This is a genomic window from Phycicoccus mangrovi, from assembly GCF_018729305.1.
In the GTDB taxonomy this organism is placed as follows: Bacteria; Actinomycetota; Actinomycetes; order Actinomycetales; family Dermatophilaceae; genus Phycicoccus; species Phycicoccus jejuensis.
The window spans coordinates 93701-112907 of the sequence record NZ_JAHHWP010000018.1; the positions used below are offsets into that span (position 1 = coordinate 93701).

Annotated in this window: 18 protein-coding genes and 1 tRNA gene; 9 read left to right on the forward strand and 10 right to left on the reverse strand. The window is 75.2% G+C overall.

All coding sequences use genetic code 11. The features are described 5' to 3' along the window. Nucleotides 1-488 precede the first annotated feature (488 nt). The 5 genes from KMZ30_RS16660 to KMZ30_RS16680 all read right to left on the reverse strand — a co-directional run bounded on the left by KMZ30_RS16660 (nucleotide 489) and on the right by KMZ30_RS16680 (nucleotide 5071). Nucleotides 489-561, reverse strand: a tRNA-Asn gene (locus KMZ30_RS16660). A 72-nt stretch (nucleotides 562-633) separates the two neighbouring features. After that, a complete protein-coding gene (locus KMZ30_RS16665; RefSeq protein ID WP_215514321.1) occupies nucleotides 634-1170 on the reverse strand; it encodes a hypothetical protein in 537 nt (178 codons plus the stop codon). Beyond that, nucleotides 1167-3107 (reverse strand): DNA primase, encoded by a 1941-nt coding sequence (gene dnaG, locus KMZ30_RS16670; protein WP_215514322.1) that lies wholly within the window; start codon nucleotides 3105-3107, stop codon nucleotides 1167-1169. The genes KMZ30_RS16665 and dnaG overlap by 4 nt, the downstream gene beginning before the upstream one ends. Before the next feature lie 43 nt (nucleotides 3108-3150). After that, nucleotides 3151-4392, reverse strand: coding sequence for a deoxyguanosinetriphosphate triphosphohydrolase (locus tag KMZ30_RS16675; protein WP_215514323.1), 1242 nt, complete (start codon nucleotides 4390-4392; stop codon nucleotides 3151-3153). A gap of 10 nt (nucleotides 4393-4402) precedes the next feature. Beyond that, entirely contained in the window at nucleotides 4403-5071 is a 669-nt protein-coding gene (locus tag KMZ30_RS16680; protein ID WP_372447533.1) for a YdeI/OmpD-associated family protein, read from the reverse strand. A gap of 204 nt (nucleotides 5072-5275) precedes the next feature. On the opposite strand from KMZ30_RS16680, the gene KMZ30_RS16685 reads away from it, so the two are divergent. Beyond that, entirely contained in the window at nucleotides 5276-5449 is a 174-nt protein-coding gene (locus KMZ30_RS16685; protein ID WP_215514325.1) for a hypothetical protein, read from the forward strand. 19 nt (nucleotides 5450-5468) lie between these two features. Here the strand turns inward: KMZ30_RS16685 and dusB are convergent, their stop codons facing one another. Beyond that, the gene (gene dusB / locus KMZ30_RS16690; RefSeq protein ID WP_215514326.1) at nucleotides 5469-6686 is read right to left on the reverse strand and encodes a tRNA dihydrouridine synthase DusB; all 1218 of its coding nucleotides are present in this window, start codon (nucleotides 6684-6686) and stop codon (nucleotides 5469-5471) included. A 61-nt stretch (nucleotides 6687-6747) separates the two neighbouring features. On the opposite strand from dusB, the gene KMZ30_RS16695 reads away from it, so the two are divergent. Next, entirely contained in the window at nucleotides 6748-7140 is a 393-nt protein-coding gene (locus tag KMZ30_RS16695; protein WP_226903319.1) for an MmcQ/YjbR family DNA-binding protein, read from the forward strand. Here the strand turns inward: KMZ30_RS16695 and KMZ30_RS16700 are convergent. Beyond that, the gene (locus KMZ30_RS16700; RefSeq protein ID WP_215514327.1) at nucleotides 7118-7885 is read right to left on the reverse strand and encodes an alpha/beta fold hydrolase; all 768 of its coding nucleotides are present in this window, start codon (nucleotides 7883-7885) and stop codon (nucleotides 7118-7120) included. The genes KMZ30_RS16695 and KMZ30_RS16700 overlap by 23 nt on opposite strands. A 54-nt stretch (nucleotides 7886-7939) precedes the next feature. On the opposite strand from KMZ30_RS16700, the gene KMZ30_RS16705 reads away from it, so the two are divergent. After that, complete coding sequence (locus KMZ30_RS16705; protein ID WP_215514328.1) at nucleotides 7940-8770, forward strand: sulfurtransferase; 831 nt, start codon at nucleotides 7940-7942, stop codon at nucleotides 8768-8770. Between the two features lie 13 nt (nucleotides 8771-8783). Here the strand turns inward: KMZ30_RS16705 and KMZ30_RS16710 are convergent, their stop codons facing one another. Further along, nucleotides 8784-10535: an RNA polymerase sigma factor gene (locus KMZ30_RS16710; RefSeq protein ID WP_215514329.1), complete on the reverse strand. Its 1752-nt coding sequence runs from the start codon at nucleotides 10533-10535 to the stop codon at nucleotides 8784-8786. A 49-nt stretch (nucleotides 10536-10584) separates the two neighbouring features. Between KMZ30_RS16710 and KMZ30_RS16715 the strand changes: the two genes are divergently transcribed. Then, nucleotides 10585-12837: a hypothetical protein gene (locus KMZ30_RS16715; protein ID WP_215520076.1), complete on the forward strand. Its 2253-nt coding sequence runs from the start codon at nucleotides 10585-10587 to the stop codon at nucleotides 12835-12837. 88 nt (nucleotides 12838-12925) lie between these two features. On the opposite strand, the gene KMZ30_RS16720 is transcribed toward KMZ30_RS16715, so the two are convergent. Then, entirely contained in the window at nucleotides 12926-14197 is a 1272-nt protein-coding gene (locus KMZ30_RS16720; protein WP_215514331.1) for a hemolysin family protein, read from the reverse strand. Nucleotides 14198-14223: 26 nt separating this feature from the next. Beyond that, nucleotides 14224-15618 carry a glycine--tRNA ligase gene (locus tag KMZ30_RS16725; protein WP_215514332.1) on the reverse strand — a complete coding sequence of 465 codons (1395 nt, stop codon included), beginning with the start codon at nucleotides 15616-15618 and terminating at the stop codon, nucleotides 14224-14226. A gap of 71 nt (nucleotides 15619-15689) precedes the next feature. On the opposite strand from KMZ30_RS16725, the gene KMZ30_RS16730 reads away from it, so the two are divergent. Genes KMZ30_RS16730 through KMZ30_RS16750 form a run of 5 tightly spaced genes read left to right on the forward strand, consistent with a single transcriptional unit; the run spans nucleotide 15690 to nucleotide 19198 of the window. Beyond that, nucleotides 15690-15974: a DUF6703 family protein gene (locus tag KMZ30_RS16730; protein WP_215514333.1), complete on the forward strand. Its 285-nt coding sequence runs from the start codon at nucleotides 15690-15692 to the stop codon at nucleotides 15972-15974. A 59-nt stretch (nucleotides 15975-16033) separates the two neighbouring features. After that, nucleotides 16034-16984: a metal ABC transporter substrate-binding protein gene (locus KMZ30_RS16735; protein ID WP_226903323.1), complete on the forward strand. Its 951-nt coding sequence runs from the start codon at nucleotides 16034-16036 to the stop codon at nucleotides 16982-16984. Next, nucleotides 16981-17784, forward strand: coding sequence for a metal ABC transporter ATP-binding protein (locus KMZ30_RS16740; protein ID WP_308279886.1), 804 nt, complete (start codon nucleotides 16981-16983; stop codon nucleotides 17782-17784). Before KMZ30_RS16735 ends, KMZ30_RS16740 begins: the two co-directional genes overlap by 4 nt. Beyond that, nucleotides 17781-18791 (forward strand): metal ABC transporter permease, encoded by a 1011-nt coding sequence (locus KMZ30_RS16745; RefSeq protein ID WP_215514336.1) that lies wholly within the window; start codon nucleotides 17781-17783, stop codon nucleotides 18789-18791. The genes KMZ30_RS16740 and KMZ30_RS16745 overlap by 4 nt, the downstream gene beginning before the upstream one ends. Further along, nucleotides 18788-19198 carry a Fur family transcriptional regulator gene (locus KMZ30_RS16750; protein WP_173029179.1) on the forward strand — a complete coding sequence of 137 codons (411 nt, stop codon included), beginning with the start codon at nucleotides 18788-18790 and terminating at the stop codon, nucleotides 19196-19198. The genes KMZ30_RS16745 and KMZ30_RS16750 overlap by 4 nt, the downstream gene beginning before the upstream one ends. Nucleotides 19199-19207: the final 9 nt, after the last annotated feature.

Genomic DNA, 19207 nt, shown 5'->3' on the forward strand with positions numbered 1-19207 from the left:
GTCCGTCCGTCCAGGGCTCGACCGGACGCCTCGGCGAAAGACCGGGTTCGCGCACGCGACCAACATCGACTGTCGGCCGGGTGACGAATGCGCACACAGCCGCGGAGACAGGCCATGGCCACCGCTCGTCGTGCAACGCGCAGAATCACAGCGCGACGGCTTCGCGCCACTCTGAGTAAGGCCAGCACCGGGGCCGCCCGCACACGCACCGAATCTGCCTCGCGACGCCGCGACGGACGTACGACGTGGCCTTCACCGGCCCACAACCACCTCTCCCCCGGGGTCGATGAGCGCTTGGCCCATCCCGGAGCCTGCATCTGAGACCGCGGGGGCTCACCGAAGCAGGGCACCGGGGCCGCGACAACGCGACCGGTTGGGCGCCTTCACGCCGTTCGGAGCGGGTCCGCAAACGATGCATATCCGATGCAACCGCGCAGCCAAAGGGCCTCTGTCCGGCGTTTCCGCTGGTCAGAGGCCCTTCGCGTGCGCTCCCCCGGTTGGACTCGAACCAACAACCTGCCGATTAACAGTCGGCTGCTCTGCCAATTGAGCTACAGGGGAAAGTGCTGCCGCAGGGTCGCCGCAGCAGCGCCGCAACGATAGCAACACCTGGGCCGCCCGCCGAAATCGGGGTCAGTCCAGCCCGACCTGCTCGCGCACGCGGTCGATGCCGGCCTGGACGTCGTCGGCGACACCGGGGTCGGAGATGCGGACGCCACGCCCCAGGACGGCCTGGCTGAGCAGCGCGTTCGTCGCGAGGTCACGCCGCACGACGACCTTGGCCGTGCCCTTGCGACCGACCTCGATGGTCTCGGCGAGGACCACCGACGCCTGCACCCGCTCCCGCAGGGTCTCGGGGAACATCCCCGGCTCGGTGAGGGCGACACGCAGCGGCGGTTCGTCGTCGACCCACGTGATGCGCAGGACGCCGTCGTCGCTCCACAGGCCGGCGTCGACGAGGTGCCAGGGGCGGGCGCTCCGCAGGACGGGCGCGGCCCCCTCCCCCTCGCCGGAACCGACGACGTACAGGCGGTGGCGCCCGGCGACGAGCGTCGTGCCGAGGCCGTCCGTGGCCCAGGCGAGCAGCTTCTCGCCGCCGGAGGCGTCGACGGCGGCCGCCACGTCGGCGGGGACGGCGGGGGCGCGCAGGCCCGTCCAGCGCAACCTCACGACGACACCCCCTGCCGCAGGCGGACCCGTTCCAGCTCAAGAGCGTGCAGGGCCGTCGTGCGCTCGCGCAGCGCCTCGGCGTCGACGTCGGGATCGTTCTGCACCCGCCGCAGCGAGGCCATCGCGTCGGCGATGCGCCGCGTCAGGTGCGCGTCCCGCACCCCCGTCGCGAGGCTGTCGAGGTAGCGCTGAGGGGGCATCCCGGTGGAGGCGTCGTAGCGGACCGGCAGCGGCGCGACGGACAGCTCGGCCACGAGCGGACGCACCGGCGCGGCGACGGCCTCGCCGACGGCGGCGACCCAGCCGGCCGTCGAGCCGGTGCGGTGGCCGGCGGCCGCGGCGATGCGCACGCCGTCGAGCACCGCCCGGTGCGCGGGCGCGGTGAGCGCCTCGGTGGGCAGCCCGTCGAGCACGGACTCGGGGTACTGCGACGGGTACTGGAGCATCGTCTGGAGCAGCTGCCGCTCGGCGGCCACCACCGGGTCGCGCAGGTCGGGCATCGGCATCGCCGGGCCGCCCTCTCCCGGACCGGGTTCGGCGACCTCGTCGGTGCCCGTCTGCCGGCGCTCCGGCCCGTCGTCGGGGACGGCGAGCTTGCCAGCGCGGCGCACCGCGTCGGCCACCTGCTCGACCTCGACGCCGAGCCAGCCCGAGACCGTCCGGACGTACTCGGGGCGCAGGCTGGTGTCGCGGATCGAGCCGATGATCGGCGCCACGGCCTTCATCGCCTGCACGCGCCCCTCGGCGGTCTCGAGGTCGAAGCGGCGGATCGTCGTGCGGACGGCGAACTCGAACATCGGCACGGCGTCGTCGACGAGGGCGCGCACCTCGGCGTCGCCACGCGCGAGGCGCAGCTCGCAGGGGTCCATCCCCTCCGGCGCGACGGCCACGAACGACTGCGCGGCCCAGCGCTGGTCCTCGCCGAACGCCTTCATCGCGGCCTTCTGCCCGGCGGCGTCGCCGTCGAAGGTGAAGACGACGCGGGCCGGGGCGTGGTCGGCCTCGTCGCGCATGATGCGGCGCAGCAGCTTGACGTGGTCGACGCCGAACGCGGTGCCGCACGTGGCGACGGCTCCCCCGACGCCGGCCAGGTGCGCCGCCATGACGTCGGTGTAGCCCTCGACGACGACGGCGCGCCGGTCGGTGGCGATGGCCTTCTTCGCGAGGTCCAGCCCGTAGAGCACGGTCGCCTTCTTGTAGATGGGGGTCTCGGAGGTGTTGAGGTACTTGGCGGCGATGCGGTCCTCGTCGAAGAGGCGGCGGGCGCCGAAGCCCACCGTGTCGCCGGTCGTGTCGCGGATCGGCCAGACCAGCCGGCCCCGGAAGCGGTCGTAGAGGCCACGGCTGCCGCGACCGCTGAGGCCGGCCGTCGTCACCTCGTCGTCGGTGAAGCCGCGCTGCAGCAGGTGCCGCGTCAGCGCGTCGCCGTCGGCGGGGGCGAACCCGACCCCGAAGGTCTCGACGGCCTTCGAGTCGAAGCCTCGTTCGCGCAGGAAGTCGCGTCCGACGCGGGCGTCGGCGCGGCCGCGATCGAGCAGCATCCCCGTGTAGTACTCCTCGGCCACCCGGTGGGCCTCGACGAGCCGCGAGCGCTTGCCGAGCGAGACGCCGCCCTCGCGCGGGCCGCCGCCCTCCTCGTAGCGCAGCTCCATGCCGACCTTGGCGGCGAGGCGCTCGACGGCCTCGGAGAACGTGAGGTGCTCGACCTTCTGGACGAAGCTGATGACGTCGCCGCCCTCGCCGCAGCCGAAGCAGTGGTAGCTGCCGACCGCCGGACGCACCGTGAAGCTCGGCGTCTTCTCGTCGTGGAAGGGGCACAGGCCCTTGAGGGACCCGACGCCGGCACCGCGCAGGGTGACGTGGTCGCGCACGACGTCCTCGATGGAGGACCGCTCCTTGACCGCGGCGATGTCCTCCGCCTTGATGAGACCCGGCACCCGACCTCCCTTCGTCCGCTGCCGAGTCTAGGTCGTGCCGGCGTCAGGCCGTCGGGCGGCGGCACCACGCCCGGTGCAGCGCGAGCGCGCGGACGTCCGTCAGCGACGCGACCTGGTCGACGACGACCCGCAGGGCGGCCGCGTCGTCGCTCGCGGCGTCGTGGTCGGCGCGCAGGTCGGCGTCGAGCCGGGCGGGGTCGGTGCGGTACGCGTGGACGAGCTCGGCGACGACCTCGCGCTGCATCTCGTAGACGGCGACCCGCTCGGCGGCGAGCATCACGTAGTGCGCGGCGACGGCCTTGAGCACCGCGCACTCGGCCCGCGCCTCGGGCGGCACGACGAGGGTCGCGCCGTGGCGGGCGAGGGCGGCGTCGCCGTGCGCCGCCCTGGTCGCGACCTCGACGGCGACGGCGAACCGGCCGATGAGCCGCGAGGTCATGTCCTTGAGCGCGGCGAGGGCGGCGCGGGAGCCGTCGTGGATCTCGGGCACCGCCCCGGTCGCGAGGACGCGCTCGAGCGCGGCGCCGAGGACGTCGGCGCCGAGGCCCGGCTCGTAGACGCGCCCGGCGACCTCGAGCACGGCGTCGACGTCGGCGCCGTCACGCAGCCGGCGCGGGTCGAGCCAGCCCGAGGCGATGGCGTCCTCCACGTCGTGCACCGAGTAGGCGACGTCGTCGGCCCAGTCCATCACCTCGGCCTCGAACGCGCGGCGGCCCGCGGGGGCGTCGGCGCGGAACCACGTGAAGACGTCGAGGTCGTCGTCGTAGACACCGAACTTGGTCGTCGGCGTCGGTCCGTCGCCGCGCCGCCAGGGGTACTTCGTCGTCGCGTCGAGGCTGGCCCGCGTGAGGTTGAGCCCGGCCGGACGGCCGTCGGCGTGCGAGCGCTTGGCCTCGAGGCGGGTCAGCAGCCGCAGGGTCTGGGCGTTGCCCTCGAACCCGCCGATGCCCGCCGCCACGGCGTCGAGCGCCGACTCGCCGTTGTGCCCGAACGGCGGGTGGCCGAGGTCGTGCGCGAGGCAGGCGGTGTCGACGACGTCGGGGTTGCAGCCGAGCGCGGCGCCGATCTCGCGGCCGATCTGGGCGACCTCGAGCGAGTGGGTGAGCCGGTTGCGCACGAAGTCGTCGGACGACGGCGCGACGACCTGCGTCTTGGCCGAGAGCCGTCGCAGGGCCGAGGAGTGCAGGAGGCGGGCCCGGTCGCGGGCGAAGTCGTCGCGGTCCGAGCGCTTCTGCGCCGGGTCCTCGGCGACCCAGCGCTCACGGTCGTGCGCGGAGTAGGTCACCCGCCGGAGCCTACGACCCGCGCGCCGCCTCGGCGGCGGCAGCGGCCCGGGCCACCCAGGACGGCGGCGTGCCGTAGCGCTGGAACTTGACGAGCCGGCCTGCGGCGCAGTCCTCGACGAGCTCGGCGAGCCGTTTCTCGCGGGTGGCCTGCTGCTTGGCGTCCTGCAGCCAGTGCGTGACGATCTTGCGGTAGCCGGGGGTCGCGACGGCCCAGAACGCGGCGGCCGCCGGGTCGGCGGCGAGGGCGGCCTCCTGCTCGGGCGTGAGGACGGCCGCGGGCTGCTCGAAGGAGTAGGTGCCGGTGCGGTCCTCGCGGCGCAGGGCGAAGGCGGCGAGGCCGCTCGGCTGCATCCGGCCCTGCGCCGTCAGCTCCTCGACGGCGCGGACGTTGACGGCGCTCCAGGTGCTGCCCTTGCGGCGCGGGGTCCACCGCTGGCGGCGGGCCTCGTCGTCGATGCGCTCGGCGCGGCTGTCGATCCAGCCCCAGCAGAGCGCCTCGCGCACGGCCTCGGCCCACGTGATGCCCCCGCGGCCGGAGTCCTTCTTCCACAGCCCCATCCAGAGCTCGGGCGCGGTGTCGTGGTGCGCGGCGAGCCAGCGCCCGAACTCGGCGGCGTCCGCGAAGAACAGCGCCGGCCGCTCGGCCGTGCCACCAGGGGTCCCCGTCGACTCGCTCACGCGGGCCATCCTGCCGCGCCCCACCGACACCGCGCAGCCCCGAGCCGGCACGCAGGACCTCCCACGCCGCCGCGCAGCCCCTGCGTGCCGCGGGAGCTTCCGGGTGTGGCGCCCCACCGGCCGGGCGGTGGACCCGGCGGTGGACCCGCCGGTCCACCTCCCGGTGGACCCGGCCGCGACGGGGCCGCCCGTAGGGTCGAAGGCATGAACCGCCGCTACCTCTCGTTCGCCGCCCTCGCCATCACGCTGCTCTACGGCGCGAGCTTCGCGCTCTTCGAAGACGGCGCCCCCAAGGGCTACGCCGCGATCGGCGGCGTCGTCGTGGCCCTGGCCTGGATCGCCGTCGGCGTCTTCGGCCGCGACACCGACCGCGCCTGACGCGCAGCCGGACCCGGGCTCAGCCTCCGGAGACCGACAGCTCGGCCTGGGCGACCTGCGCGCGCTGGGCGTCGTCGAGCTCGCGCGAGAGCAGCCAGTTCTCCGGCAGCGCGACGGCCCGGGGCGAGCCGGCCCGGCCGCGCGGCCCCTCGGCCGGCTCCCCCGGCCACGGCGCGTCGAGGTCCATCGTCGCGATGAGGTCGTCGAGCGCGGCGAGCGAGTCGACGAGCGCCAGCTGGTTGCGCACCGTCGAGCCCGCCGGGAAGCCCTTGAGGTACCAGGCGATGTGCTTGCGGATGTCGCGGCAGCCGCGCAGCTCGTCGCCGTCGTAGAAGTCGACGAGGTACTCGGCGTGCCGACGCAGCACCGACGTCACCTCGCGCAGACCGGGCTCGACCCGGTAGTCGGACCCGGCGAACGCCGCGGCGAGGTCGGTGAACAGCCACGGACGCCCGAGGCAGCCGCGCCCGACGACGACGCCGTCGCAGCCGGTGCGCCGGACCATCTCGAGCGCGTCCTCGGCCGACCAGATGTCGCCGTTGCCGAGCACCGGCACCGTCGTGACGGCCTCCTTGAGGCGCGCGATCGCCTCCCAGTCGGCCTGCCCGGAGTACGACTGCGCGGCGGTGCGCCCGTGCAGCGCGACGGCCGCGACGCCCTCGGCCTCGGCGATGCGCCCGGCGTCGAGGTAGGTGACGTGGTCGGCGTCGATGCCGATGCGCATCTTGACCGTCACCGGCACGTCGTACGGCGCCGCCTCGCGGAGGACCGCGCGGACGATGCCGCGGAACAGGTCGGTCTTCCACGGCAGCGCCGAGCCACCGCCCTTGCGCGTCACCTTGGGCACCGGGCAGCCGAAGTTGAGGTCGATGTGGTCGGCGCGGTCCTCGGTGACGAGCATCCGCGCGGCCAGGCCGGCGGTCGCGGGGTCGACCGAGTACAGCTGCACCGACCGGGGCTGCTCCTGCGGGTCGTGCGAGATGAGGCGCATCGTCTCGGGGGTGCGCTCGACGAGCGCGCGCGAGGTGACCATCTCGGCGACGTAGAGGCTCGTCGCCCCGGACGCCCCACCGGCCTCGAGCCCGGCCGCGCCGTACTCGCGGCACAGCCGCCGGAAGGCGCGGTTGGTGATGCCGGCCATCGGCGCGAGGACGACGGGCGACTCGACGACGTGCTTCCCGATGCGCAGCGGCGGCAGCACGGGAGCGGGCGTGGTGGGGGCGGTGGTGGCGGTCATGGCGCCGTCCATTGTCACCGAGGGAGGGCGGGATGCGTGAATCGGCGGCTACGGTGACGCGATGGCGCACCCGCCGATGTTCGACGAGGACGACCCGCTGCTGCACCGTCTGCGTGCGGTGGCGCTCGCGCTGCCGGACGCCGCCGAGAAGGTCAGCCACGGGCACCCGGCGTTCTTCACAACCATGGTCTTCGCGTACTTCGGGGGCTCGCGGCGCGTCGACGGCACCTGGGAGAGCCACGAGCAGGCGGTGCTCGTGCTCCCCGACCCCGCCGAGCGCGAGGCGCTCCTCCACGACCCGCGCGTGTGGGTGCCGGCCTACCTCGGGCCGTCGGGATGGCTCGGGCTCGACCTGGACGCCGGCACCGACTGGGACGAGGTGGCCGAGCTCGTCGAGACCTCGTACCGGCTGACGGCCGGCGTGCGGCGGGTCAGGGCGCTGGACGCTCGCTGACCTCGTCGCCCACGGACTCGCGCCGGGCCCAGGAGACCAGTTCCCACAGGGCCGCGACCGTCTCGGCCGGGTGCGTCAGCGGAAAGACGTGCAGCCCACGCGGCACCGTGACGACGTGGACCCACGGGGCCGAGCGCGCGGCACGGCGGAAGCGCCGGGCGTCGACGCGCAGCTGGTCGAGCTGCCCGTTGATCAGCAGCACCGGCGCGGTGACCTCGGCGAGCATCGAGGGGCGGCACTCCCCCATGACGCCGGCCCACGCGGCGGGGATGCCGTCGAACCCGTAGCCGGCCTCCTTGAGCAGCGCGGCGAACGCCGGCGGCAGCATCGTGTCGAACTGCCGGTCGAGCGCGCGCGACATCCGGTCGGCGCCCAGCCGCTGCTCGACCCCGGCGATCGCGCGGTACAGCGCGGCGCCCGGGCCGGCCGGCACCGCCGACGCCCCGAGGAGCGCCAGCCCGGCAAGCCGGTCGGGATGCCGTGCGGCCCAGGCCATCACGAGGTAGCCGCCGAGGCTGTGACCGGCGAGGACGACGGGCACGTCGGGATCGCCGGCCTCGACGGCCTCCCCGATCACCGCGAGCGCGCCGTCCCAGGTGAACGGCTCGCCGCGGCGGGCCCCGTGCGCCGGCAGGTCCGGCAGGACGAGCTCGACGTCCGGGCCGAGTAAGGCCTCGTAGCGGGCCCACATCGCGTGGCTCAGCTGCGAGCCGTGGACGAGGACGAGCCGGACGGGACGAGGCACGACGTCATCCTCGCGCACCCGCCCGACGCCGCGGACCGGTGGTTGGATGGCCGGGTGAGCGCCCTCATCACCGCCGACGACCTCGCGACCGCGCTGGCCCGCGGCGAGGTCCGCGTCCTCGACGTCCAGTACGCGCTGACCGGGACGCCCGGGCGCGAGCTGTACGCCGCCGGCCACGTGCCGGGGGCTCCGTTCCTCGACCTCGACACCGCGCTCGCCGGCCCGCCCGGCGCGCAGGGGCGCCATCCCCTGCCCGACCCCGACGTGCTCCAGGCCGCGCTGCGGGCGTGCGGGGTCGGCGACGACGACGCCGTGGTCGTCTACGACCAGCGCACGTCGCTCTCGGCGGCGCGCGCGTGGTGGGTCCTGCGCTGGGCGGGGCACCCGCAGGTGCGCGTCCTCGACGGCGGCCTCGCGGCCTGGCAGTGCGCCGGGCAGCCCGTCACGACGGACGTGCCGTCGCCGGAGCCGGGCGACCTCGTCGTCCGCGCCGGGTCCGTGCCGGTGCTCGACGCCGACGGCGCGGCCGCGATGGCCCGCCACGGGGTGCTCCTCGACGTGCGCGCCCCCGAGCGCTACCGCGGCGAGGTCGAGCCGATCGACCCCGAGGCCGGCCACGTACCCGGGGCCGTCAACCTGCCGATGACCGAGATGCTCGCCGCGGACGGGACGTTCCTGCCGCCGGCGCGCATCCGCGAGGTCGCCGCAGCGGCCGGCGTGCACCGCGACACCCCCGTCGGCACGTCGTGCGGCTCGGGCGTGACGGCCGCGCAGATGGCCCTCGCGCTGCACGAGGTCCGCATCGACGCCGTGCCCTACGTCGGGTCGTGGAGCGGCTGGATCGCCGACCCGTCGCGGCCACGGGCGACCGGCCCGACCCCCTGAGCCCCTGGGCGCGTCAGAGCGCCCAGGCCCCGGTGAACGGTTGTGCGTCAGGCGAGTAGCGTTCGACCGCGTCGAGCTCGGCGACCCGGTACATCCGTCCTTCGATGACGTCCCACGCCAGCAGCCGGCGCACCGGCCCGAACCGGCCGACCGAGCGCGACTCGAGCAGCACGGTGTCGCGCGGGCCCCACCCGAGCGGCCGGTAGGCGAAGAGCGGCGCGTCGTTCGGGGCCGCGAGGATGCGCGGCTGCGGGCGCACGTCGGACTGCGCCGCGATCAGTCCCTGCATCCGGCCGAGGGTGGCGTTGGAGGCGCCGAAGAACGTCGCGCGGCACGCCCATCCCTCGATGTTGGAGATGGCCTCGCCGTACGCGTCGATCTCCGGGCCGTCGAGCGAGCGCAAGGAGAGCAGGCGACCGGCGCCGGAGAACGTGCGGATCATCGGCCGCCCTCCCGAGACCCCGATGTCGGCCCAGCCCGGCACGACCTCGCCCCCCGCCCGCACCACCGTCCCGCGCCGGGTGTCGACGAGCCACCGGCCGGTGCTGCTCGTCGCGACGACCGTGTGCCCGTCGGGGGCCCACCCGGCGGTCACGAGGTTCTCGTCGCGCACCGGGATGCGGAAGGTCCTGGCGCTGCGCACCTCGAGGATGACGACAGCACCCGGCTGCGCGAAGACCAGCCGGTGCCGGTCGGTGTCGATGGTGCGCGGCCCGAGCGGGACCCCACGGGCGCCGGCCGTGTCCGCGGTGGGGCGCAGCGGCGCCATCGGCACGAGGAGTCCGTCCGGCGTCTGCCGCGGCAGGAAGAGGACCGGCTGGTAGCGGGCGGGCTCGACCTGGACGAGGAACGCGGCGCGCACCGACGCCCTCGAGCCCGCTGCCGAGAGGAGCTCGAGCGGGCGGTCGGTGCCCGGGCCGAGCCGCCCCGGCAGGGCCAGCTCCGGCGCGTCGGGGTAGGGCGGCAGCAGCTCCTCGTCGACGGGGGCGAGGTAGACCCCGATCCCCGCGACCTCGAGGCGGGTCAGGCGCCCGTCGCCCTCGCTCGTCGTCGGGCTCGGGCGGGGCGCCGGCGGCTCGGGGTCGCCGCCGAGCGCCACCGCCCCCGCCGCGCCGGCGACGAGCACCGCTCCCCCGAGCAGCGCGCCGCGCCGTCGGACCCGCCGGCTCCGTACCGCGGTCTCCTCCGCGGCCGCGGCGAGCGGCGGCTCCTCGACCTCGTCGGCGACGAGCGCGAGCAGCGCCCACGGCCGGGCGTCGTCACCGGCCACCCCGACGGAGGCGCCGCGCAGGGCGTCCTCGGCGGTGTCGAGGTCGGCGTGCACGTCCTCGAGGGGACGGCCGACGACGGTCGCGACGTCACCGGGGTGGCGGTCCTCCAGCCACGTGAGCACCGCGACCGAGCGCTGCCGCGGGGTGAGCGCGGCGAGCACCCGTCGGACGGAGGCGCGTCGGGCCTCGACGGCGTCCCCCGCGTCGTCCGGCACCGGGACCGGCTCGAGGTCCCCGTCGTGCGCCGGTCGGTGCTCGGCGGCCGCGACGGCCCGGCGGTGCAGCTCCCGGCGCAGGGCGGCCTCGGGTCCCTCCTCGCGGGCGACGGCCCAGTCGCGCGCGACGGCGGTCAGCGCCTCCAGCGCGACGCGCTCCCCCGCCCGCGCGTCACCGCAGACGAGCACGGCCGAGCGGACCGCGAGTCCCTCGTGGGCGGAGGCGAACTCCGCGAACCCGGCTCGCGCCGCCGCCCGCCCGGCCTCCTCGCCCGACATCCGCCACCTCCTCGCGACATCGTCGCACCGATCTGGTTGCATCGAGCCCATGGCGCAGGCATCGCAGGTCCGGCTCGGCACCGACCGCGCGGAGGTCGACCGGGCGCGGGCGAGCGCCCTCGACGCCGAGGCCGCGGCCCGAGCCGGCGACCTCGACACCGCCGTCGCGGGCTGGCGCGCGGCCTGGCCGGTGCTCGCCGCGACACCAAACGACGGCGTCGGCCTCGCCGCGTGCCTGCGCACCGTCGTCCTCATGGGCAACACCGACCGGGCCCTCGACCTCCTCCTGCCGCGCGTCGACCGCGTCGAGGCGCTGAGCGACCCCACCGAGCGCCGATGGCTCGCCGCGTCCGCCGCCTGGACCCTCGGCCACGGCATGCGCCTCGGGATGGTGCCGTCGCGCGTCGCGCACGACGACGTCGACGCCGCCCGCACCCGGCTCGACGACCTCGCCCGCGGGCTCTGCGCCGACGACGAGGACCGAGCGGCCCTCGAGCGGGCCCACGACGACCGGGCCGTCTACCCCGGTCCGGCCCTGCCGCCCACCCGGCTGCCGCTGCCGCCGGGTGGGCGGCAGGGCCGCCAGCGCGCCGCCGCGAGCGGGGGCGAGGTCGTCGCGCTGGCCCAGCGGGCCCGGGACTGGCGCCGCACCCTCGACCCCGCGCTCGAGCGGCTCCTCCACGGCTGGCTCGAGACGCGGGAGCGGACGCTGCCGCTGCTCTCCGAGCCGGCGCACCGGGCCGCGGCGGCCCTGCTCGACCGCAGCTCCGTGCACCTGCTGCGCGACCCGGTGCGCGAGCGCCTGCGCCTCGACGAGGCGCTCGCCGCGGCCGGGCGCGGGCTCGACGACGAGGGCGTCGCGCACGCCCGCTGCGAGCTGCTCGTCCTCGACGCCCGCGAGGCCGCCGCCTCCTTCGGCGCCGGCGCCCCCGAGGTGCAGCGTGCGCAGCGCCGCGTCCTCGACGCGCTCGACGCGCTGGAGGCGCGCGGCTGGTCCGAGACCGCTGCGGCGAGCCGTCGCTGGTACGCCCTCTCGGCACGACCCGCCGATGCCGCCGACCACCTGCTGCGCGCCGCCGACGCGTACGCGGGCCTCGGCCAGCCGGCCCGCCGGGCCCTCTGCCTGCTCGACGCGACCCCCCTCGTCCTCGCCCGTGATCTCCCGGCCGGGCACCGGCTGCTCGACGCCGCCGGGGAGCTCGCGGCGGGGCATCCCGTGCTCGAGGTCCAGGTCCTCGACCTGCGCGCCCGGGTCGCCCGCGCGGCCGGGGACCTCGAGGCCGCCGACCGCCTCTACGCGCGAGCGGCCGCCGCACCCGGCGTCCCCGACGGCGCGCGGACGGCCGTCCTCTTCGCGTGGTGCGACCTGCTCGTCGACCGCGCCGACTGGGAAGGCCTGGAGCCGCGCGCCGCGGACGCCCTCGCCCTCGCGGTGCGGCTGCGCGACCCCGTCTCGCTCGCCGTCGCCCAGCGGCACCTCGGCCTCGCGTGGGTCGAGCAGGGTCGGCCGGCCGAGGCCGTGGAGCTGCTCGCCGCCGCCCTGCCCGTCGTGCGGCGGGGAGCACCGGAGCTCGTGGGGCCGACGGCCTGGGCGCTCGGCAACGCCTCCCTCGCGCTCGGCGCGTGGGAGCCGGCGCGCGGCGCGTTCGTCGTCGCCGGCGACGCGTTCGAGGACGCGGGCCGGATCGAGGAGGCAAGCCACGCGCGCTACCGCGCCGGCACCGCGGCCTGGGACGGAGGCCACCTCGACGTCGCCGCGACCGACCTCGACGCGGCCGTCGCCCTGGCCCGCCGCAGCGAGACCCTCCCCTTGCTCCTCGAGGCGCTGCGCTCGCGGGCCGCGGTGCGTGCGGAGTCCGGCGACGTCGACGGCGGCCTCGCCGCGCTCGACGCCGTGCTCGCCGACGTCGCGGTGCTCGCCGCCCGGCTACCCGAGGAGCGGCACGGCGAGGAGCCCTTCGACGCCGAGGTCCTCGAGCCGGACGTCCTGCGCGAGGGCGCCCACGTCCTGGCCGGCGCCGGCCGGTTCGACGAGGCGCTGGCCCGGCTCGACGCCGCGGCGGCGCTCGTCGGCGGCGACTTCGCGCTCGTCCTGCACGCCGAGCGCGGCGTCCTCCTCGCCGAGGCCGGCCGGCTCGCCGAGGCCGAGCCCGTCCTGCGCGGGTCGCTCGACGCGCTCGGCGAGGCCGGGATGCGCGAGGAGCAGGTCGAGGTCGCGGCGGCCCTGGCCCGGGCCCTCGACCGCGCCGGGCGCGTCGAGGAGGCCGAGTCCGTCTGGGCCACCTGGGGCGACGAGGACTGAGCCCGCTCACCGCGAACGCGTGTGAAACCGCCGGGCTTCCCCGGCGGTTTCACACGCGTTCGCGGGAGGTGAGGAAGGAACGACCGGGTCAGGTGGGGCGCAGGAGGCGGACCCGGCCGATGCGGTGGCCGTCGACGTCGAGGACCTCGATGACCCTGTCCTGCACCGGGACCCGGTCTCCGGCGACCGCCACCCGCCCGAGCTGCGCGAGGACGAAGCCACCGACCGTCTCGTAGGCGCCGGTGTCGGGCAGCTCGACCCCCGTGCGCTCGGCGAACTCCTCGAGCGTCGAGCGGGCGTCGAGCACCTCGCCGTCGGGGTCGACGGCCTCGCGCGGCACGACGTCGCGCTCGTCCCAGATCTCGCCGACGAGCTCCTCGACGAGGTCCTCGAGCGTGACGATGCCGTCGGTGCCGCCGTACTCGTCGACGACGACGGCGATGTGCGCCCGCTCGTGCCGCAGCGTGGTGAGCGAGGGCAGCAGCCGGTTGGTGCCGGGCAGCGCGACGATGGGCCGCGTCACGTCGCGCACCGTCCGCGCGTCGCCGCCGGACGCCTCGTGCAGGTCGCGGACGTGGACGAAGCCGAGCACGTCGTCGAAGTCGCTGCCGATGACGGGGTAGCGCGAGTGCGGCCGACCCGCGACCTCGGCGACGGCCTCGGCGAGCCCGAGGTCGGCGTCGAGGAAGGCGACCTCGTGACGCGGCGTCATCACCTCGGTCATCGTGTGCTGGGACGCGCTGAAGACCTCGGAGAGCACCGCGCGCCGGTCGGCGGGAATCGCGTCGGTCGAGGTGACGAGGTGCTGGAGCTCCTCCTCCGAGATCTCCTCGCCGGAGGCCTTGGGGTCCAGGCCGAGCAGGCGCACGACGCCGTCGGTCGAGACCGACAGCAGCCGGATGACCGGCCGCATCAGCGCGGCGAACCGGTCGACCGCCGGCGCGACGAGCAGCGCCACCGCGGTCGAGCGCTGGAGCGCGATCCGCTTCGGCACGAGCTCGCCGAGCACGAGCGAGACGTAGGCGATGGCCACGGTCAGCCCGACGAGCGAGACCGTCGCGGCCGCGCCCTCCGGCAGCCCCCACCCCTCGAGCACGGGCGTGAGGTACGGCGAGATCGTCGACGCGCCGAACGCCGCCGAGAGGAACCCGGCGAACGTGACGCCGATCTGGACGGCCGCGAGGAAGCGGTTGGGGTTGCGGGCGACGCTGGCGACCTTCGCGCCCCGTCCGCCCTGCCGCTCGAGCTGGACGAGCTGGCTCTCGCGCAGCGACACGAGCGCGAGCTCCGTCCCGGCGAACACGCCGCCGACGAGGACGAACACCACGACGAGGGCGATGTCGCCCAGCACGGCCGGCACGGTCGGTCAGCCCCTCTCGACCCGCGTCAGCAGCCGACGAGGCGCTGGGCGAGCCAGCCCTCGACCTGGTCCAGGGCCACCCGCTCCTGCGTCATCGTGTCGCGCTCGCGGATGGTCACGGCGTGGTCCTCGAGGGTGTCGAAGTCGACCGTGATGCAGAACGGGGTGCCGATCTCGTCCTGGCGACGGTAGCGGCGGCCGATGGCGCCGGCGTCGTCGAAGTCGATGTTCCAGTTCCGGCGCAGCGTCGCGGCGAGGTCGCGGGCCTTCGGCGAGAGGTCGGCGTTGCGCGAGAGCGGCAGCACGGCGGCCTTGACCGGTGCGAGGCGCTTGTCGAGCTTGAGCACGACGCGCTTGTCGACCCCGCCCTTGGTGTTCGGGGCCTCGTCCTCGGTGTACGCGTCGACGAGGAAGGTCATGAGCGAGCGCGAGAGGCCGGCCGCCGGCTCGATGACGTACGGCGTGTAGCGCTCGCCGCTCGCCTGGTCGAAGTAGACCAGGTCGGTGCCCGAGTGCTTGCTGTGCGTCGTGAGGTCGAAGTCGGTGCGGTTGGCGATGCCCTCGAGCTCGCCCCACTCGCTGCCGGCGAAGCGGAAGCGGTACTCGATGTCGACGGTGCGCTTGGAGTAGTGGCTCAGCTTCTCCTGCGCGTGCTCGTAGTGCCGCAGGTTGTCCGGGTCGATGCCGAGGTCGACGTACCAGCGGGTGCGCTCGTCGATCCAGTACTGGTGCCACTCCTCGTCCTCACCGGGCTTGACGAAGAACTCCATCTCCATCTGCTCGAACTCGCGGGTGCGGAAGATGAAGTTGCCCGGCGTGATCTCGTTGCGGAAGCTCTTGCCGGTCTGGGCGATGCCGAACGGCGGCTTGCGGCGCGCGGACTGCATGACGTTGAGGAAGTTGAGGAAGATGCCCTGCGCGGTCTCGGGGCGGAGGTAGTGCAGGCCCGACTCGTCCTCGACGACGCCGAGGTAGGTCTTGAGCAGGCCGGAGAACTGGCGGGGCTCGGTCCACTGGCCGCGGGTGCCGCAGTTGGTGCAGGCGACGTCGGCGAGCCGGACGTCGTCGGGGTTCTCGATGCCCTTCTTCTCGGCGACGGCCTCCTGGAGGTGGTCGGCCCGGAAGCGCTTGTGGCAGGAGAGGCACTCGACGAGCGGGTCGGAGAACGTCGCGACGTGGCCGGAGGCCTCCCACGTCTGGCGCGGGAGGATGACCGAGGAGTCGAGGCCGACGACGTCGTCGCGGCTCGTCACGGTGCTCTTCCACCACTGCCGCTTGATGTTCTCCTTGAGCTCGACGCCGAGCGGCCCGTAGTCCCAGGCCGACCGCGTCCCGCCGTAGATCTCGCCGCACGGGAAGACGAAGCCCCTGCGCTTGCAGAGGGAGACGACGGTGTCGACGACGGAGGTGGGGGCAGCCATGGCGCCAAGGCTATACAGGGGCGTCGGGGTGCTCCGAACCGGTTTGCCGCGGGCCCGTAGGCTGGTCCACCGTGTCGACCCTCCGCGAGTCCTTCGAGCGGGCCAGCCTGCCCGCGCTGCGCCGGCTGGACGCCCTCCCCCGGGCGGTCCCCTTCCTCCTCGTGCTCGTGCTCGTCGTCGCCGGCATCCTCCTGCCCTCGCCCGGCTGGCTGCTCATCGGCGTCGTCGTCCTGCTCCTCGCGTGGATCCTCGCGCTGGCGTGGCCGCGGCTGTCGTCGGCCGAGCGCCTCATGCGCCTGGCCGTCGTCGCGGTGATGGTCGCGATCCTCCTGACCCAGGCCTTCCCCCGCACCTGACCGCCCGGCACCGTCCGTCAGTTTGACAACGGTTCTCATCTTGAATGAGAATCGTTGTCATGAAGCGCGCTCTCGTCACCCTCGCCGCCGCCCCCCTCCTCGTCCTCGCGGGCTGCGGGAGCAGCGACCCCGGCTCCGGTGGCGCCGGCGACAAGGCCCTCGAGGTGTCGGCCGCGTTCTACCCGCTCCAGTGGGTCTCGCAGCAGGTCGGTGGCGACCTCGTCGACGTCCGCGCGCTGACCAAGCCGGGCGCCGAGCCGCACGACCTCGAGCTCACCCCGAAGGACGTGGGCGAGCTCGCGCAGTCCGACGTCGTCCTCTACCTCGAGGGCTTCCAGCCGGCCGTCGACGACGCCGTCGCGAGCCAGGCGAAGGACGCCGCCTTCGACGTCTCGGCCGACGCCGACCTCAGCCTCACCGCCACCGAGGACGGGCACGACCACGCCGGCGAGAGCGCGCAGGAGCACGCCGACCACGCCCACGAGGGGAGCCAGGACCCGCACTTCTGGCTCGACCCGGTGCGCTTCGAGAAGGTCGCCACCGCCGTCGGCGAGCGCTTCGCGACGGCCGATCCCGAGCACGCCGCCACCTACCGGGCGAACGCCGAGACGGTCGTCGGCGAGCTGAAGGCCCTCGACGGCGAGTTCCGCACCGGCCTCGCGCAGTGCGAGAGCAAGGAGCTCGTCACCGGGCACGCAGCCTTCGCCTACCTCGCCCAGCGCTACGGCCTCTCGCAGGAGGGCATCGCGGGCATCTCCCCCGACGCCGAGCCCGACGCCGCCACGCTGCGCGACCTCGCGACCCACATCGAGGAGCACGGCGTGAAGACCGTCTACAGCGAGACGCTCGTCTCCCCCGCCCTCGCCGAGACCCTCGCCCGCGAGACCGGGGCCACCGTGCAGGTCCTCGACCCCATCGAGGGGATCACCGACTCCTCGGCGGGCACGGACTACCTTGAGGTGATGCGCAGCAACCTCGCGACGCTCGAGAAGGGCCAGCAGTGTCGGTGAGCGACGTCCCCCTCATCGACCTGCGGTCGGCGGCCTTCGGGTACGCCGACCGCACGGTCGTCTCCGGCGTCGACCTCACGGTCCGGGCGGGCGAGGTCGTCGCCCTCCTCGGCCCCAACGGCTCCGGCAAGTCGACGCTCGTCCGCGGCCTCCTCGGCCTGACCGAGCACCAGGGCGGCGAGGTCCGCCTGCTCGGGGTGCCGCGCGCGGAGCTGCACGACCACACGCGCATCGGCTACGTGCCGCAGCGCCACTCGCTGTCGGCCACCGTGCGCGCCACCGTCGCCGAGATCGTCGCCGTCGGACGCCTGCCGCACCGCCCGTGGTGGAAGCCCGCCGGGCGCACCGACCGCGACGTCGTCGCCGCCTCGATCGCCGCCGTCGGCCTCGCCGACCGCGCCGACGAGGAGGTCGCCTCCCTCTCCGGCGGGCAGCAGCGCCGGGTCCTCATCGCCCGCGCCCTCGCCGGGCACCCCGACCTGCTCGTGATGGACGAGCCGACCGCCGGCGTCGACCGCGCGAGCCAGGACGCCCTCGCCGCGACCCTCCGGGACCTGGCCGCCGACGGCACCTCGATGCTCATCGTCACCCACGAGCTCGACGCCCTGCGCGACGTCGTCACCCGCATCGTCTGCATGGACGACGGCCACCTCGACTTCGACGGCACGCCGCCCGAGTACGCCGCCCACCTCGCGGCGCACGCCCCCGGCGCCGGTCACCACCACGACGACCACCACCACCCGACGCGCCCCACGCCGGTCGGCGGCCCCTTCGACGCCCCCCGGGAGGTGCACCCGTGAGCGAGATGCTCGCCCTCGACTTCATGCGCCAGGCGTTCCTCGCCGCGCTGCTCGCCGGCATCGCCGCGCCGCTCGTCGGCACCTTCCTCGTCCAGCGGCGGATGTCGCTCATCGGCGACGGGATGGGCCACGTCGCCCTCGCCGGCGTCGCGGTCGGCATCCTCACCGGGTCGCAGCCCGTCCTCACCGCCCTCGTCGCCGCAGTGCTCGCCGGTGTCGCCATCGAGCTGATCCGCGCCAGCGGCCGCACGAGCGGCGACGTCGCGCTCGCCGTGATGTTCTACGGCGGCATCGCCCTCGGCGTCGTCCTCATCGCCCGCTCGTCCGCGAGCAACCCCTCGAACCTCACCGCCTACCTCTTCGGGGCGATCCTCACGACGAGCGGCGGCGACCTCGCCCTGCTCGCCGCCCTCACCGTCGTCGTGCTCGTCGTGACCACCGTGCTGCGGCAACGGTTCTTCGCCGTCGCCAACGACGAGGAGTACGCGCGCTCGGCCGGCCTGCCCGTCCTCGCCTACAACCTCGTGCTCGCCGTCCTCACCGCCGTGACGGTCGTCGTCTCGATGCGGATCGTCGGGCTGCTGCTCATCAGCGCGCTGATGATCGTCCCCAACGCCACGGCCCAGCTGCTGGCGCGCAGCTTCGGGGCGAGCGTCCGCTGGGCGGTGCTCGTCGGCGTCGTCTCGAGCGTCGGCGGCGTCGCCGTGTCGTACGAGGCGAGCACGCCGTCCGGCGGCACGATCGTCCTCATCGCCATCGGCCTGTTCCTCACGGTCACCGTCGCCACCGGGCTCGTCGGGCGAGCGCGCCGCGCCGCGCATCGGCGGGCCGAGCGGCACGACCACGAGCACGGGCCGCGCTGCGGCCACGACGCCGTGGAGCACGACGACCACGTGGACTACCTCCACGACGGCCACCGGCACGCCGCCCACGAAGGGCACTACGACGAGCACGGCCACCACCACGCACCCGAGCACGACCGGCCGCAGGAGGCAGGGACCCGATGACCGAGCAGACGCAGGCCGCCCGCCGGCCCACCCGCCAGCGCGCGGCCATCGCCGAGGCGCTCACCGGCACCGTCGAGTTCCGGTCCGCCCAGGAGATCCACTCGTCGATGGCCGGCGACGGCACCCGCGTCGGGCTGGCCACGGTCTACCGCAACCTCCAGGCGATGGCCGCCGACGGCGAGGTCGACGTCATCCGCACCGCGGACGGCGAGGCGGTCTACCGCTCGTGCGCGACCGACGACCACCACCACCACGTCGTGTGCCGCTCGTGCGGTCTCGCGGTCGAGGTCACCGGCGACGCCGTCGAGCGGTGGGCCGAGGCCGTGGCCGCCGAGCACGGCTTCACGCAGGTGCGCCACACGGTCGAGATCGACGGTCTCTGCGCGCAGTGCGCCGCACGCCGCTGACGGCCGTCG

Excerpts from the sequence above, each read along its gene's own strand:
- KMZ30_RS16685 (WP_215514325.1), top strand. The coding sequence starts at position 5,276 with ATGAACCGCCGCTACCTCTCGTTCGCCGCCCTCGCCATCACGCTGCTC.
- dusB (WP_215514326.1), bottom strand. The coding sequence starts at position 6,686 with ATGACCGCCACCACCGCCCCCACCACGCCCGCTCCCGTGCTGCCGCCG.
- KMZ30_RS16695 (WP_226903319.1), top strand. The coding sequence starts at position 6,748 with ATGGCGCACCCGCCGATGTTCGACGAGGACGACCCGCTGCTGCACCGT.
- KMZ30_RS16710 (WP_215514329.1), bottom strand. The coding sequence starts at position 10,535 with ATGTCGGGCGAGGAGGCCGGGCGGGCGGCGGCGCGAGCCGGGTTCGCG.
- KMZ30_RS16715 (WP_215520076.1), top strand. The coding sequence starts at position 10,585 with ATGGCGCAGGCATCGCAGGTCCGGCTCGGCACCGACCGCGCGGAGGTC.
- KMZ30_RS16725 (WP_215514332.1), bottom strand. The coding sequence starts at position 15,618 with ATGGCTGCCCCCACCTCCGTCGTCGACACCGTCGTCTCCCTCTGCAAG.
- KMZ30_RS16735 (WP_226903323.1), top strand. The coding sequence starts at position 16,034 with ATGAAGCGCGCTCTCGTCACCCTCGCCGCCGCCCCCCTCCTCGTCCTC.
- KMZ30_RS16750 (WP_173029179.1), top strand. The coding sequence starts at position 18,788 with ATGACCGAGCAGACGCAGGCCGCCCGCCGGCCCACCCGCCAGCGCGCG.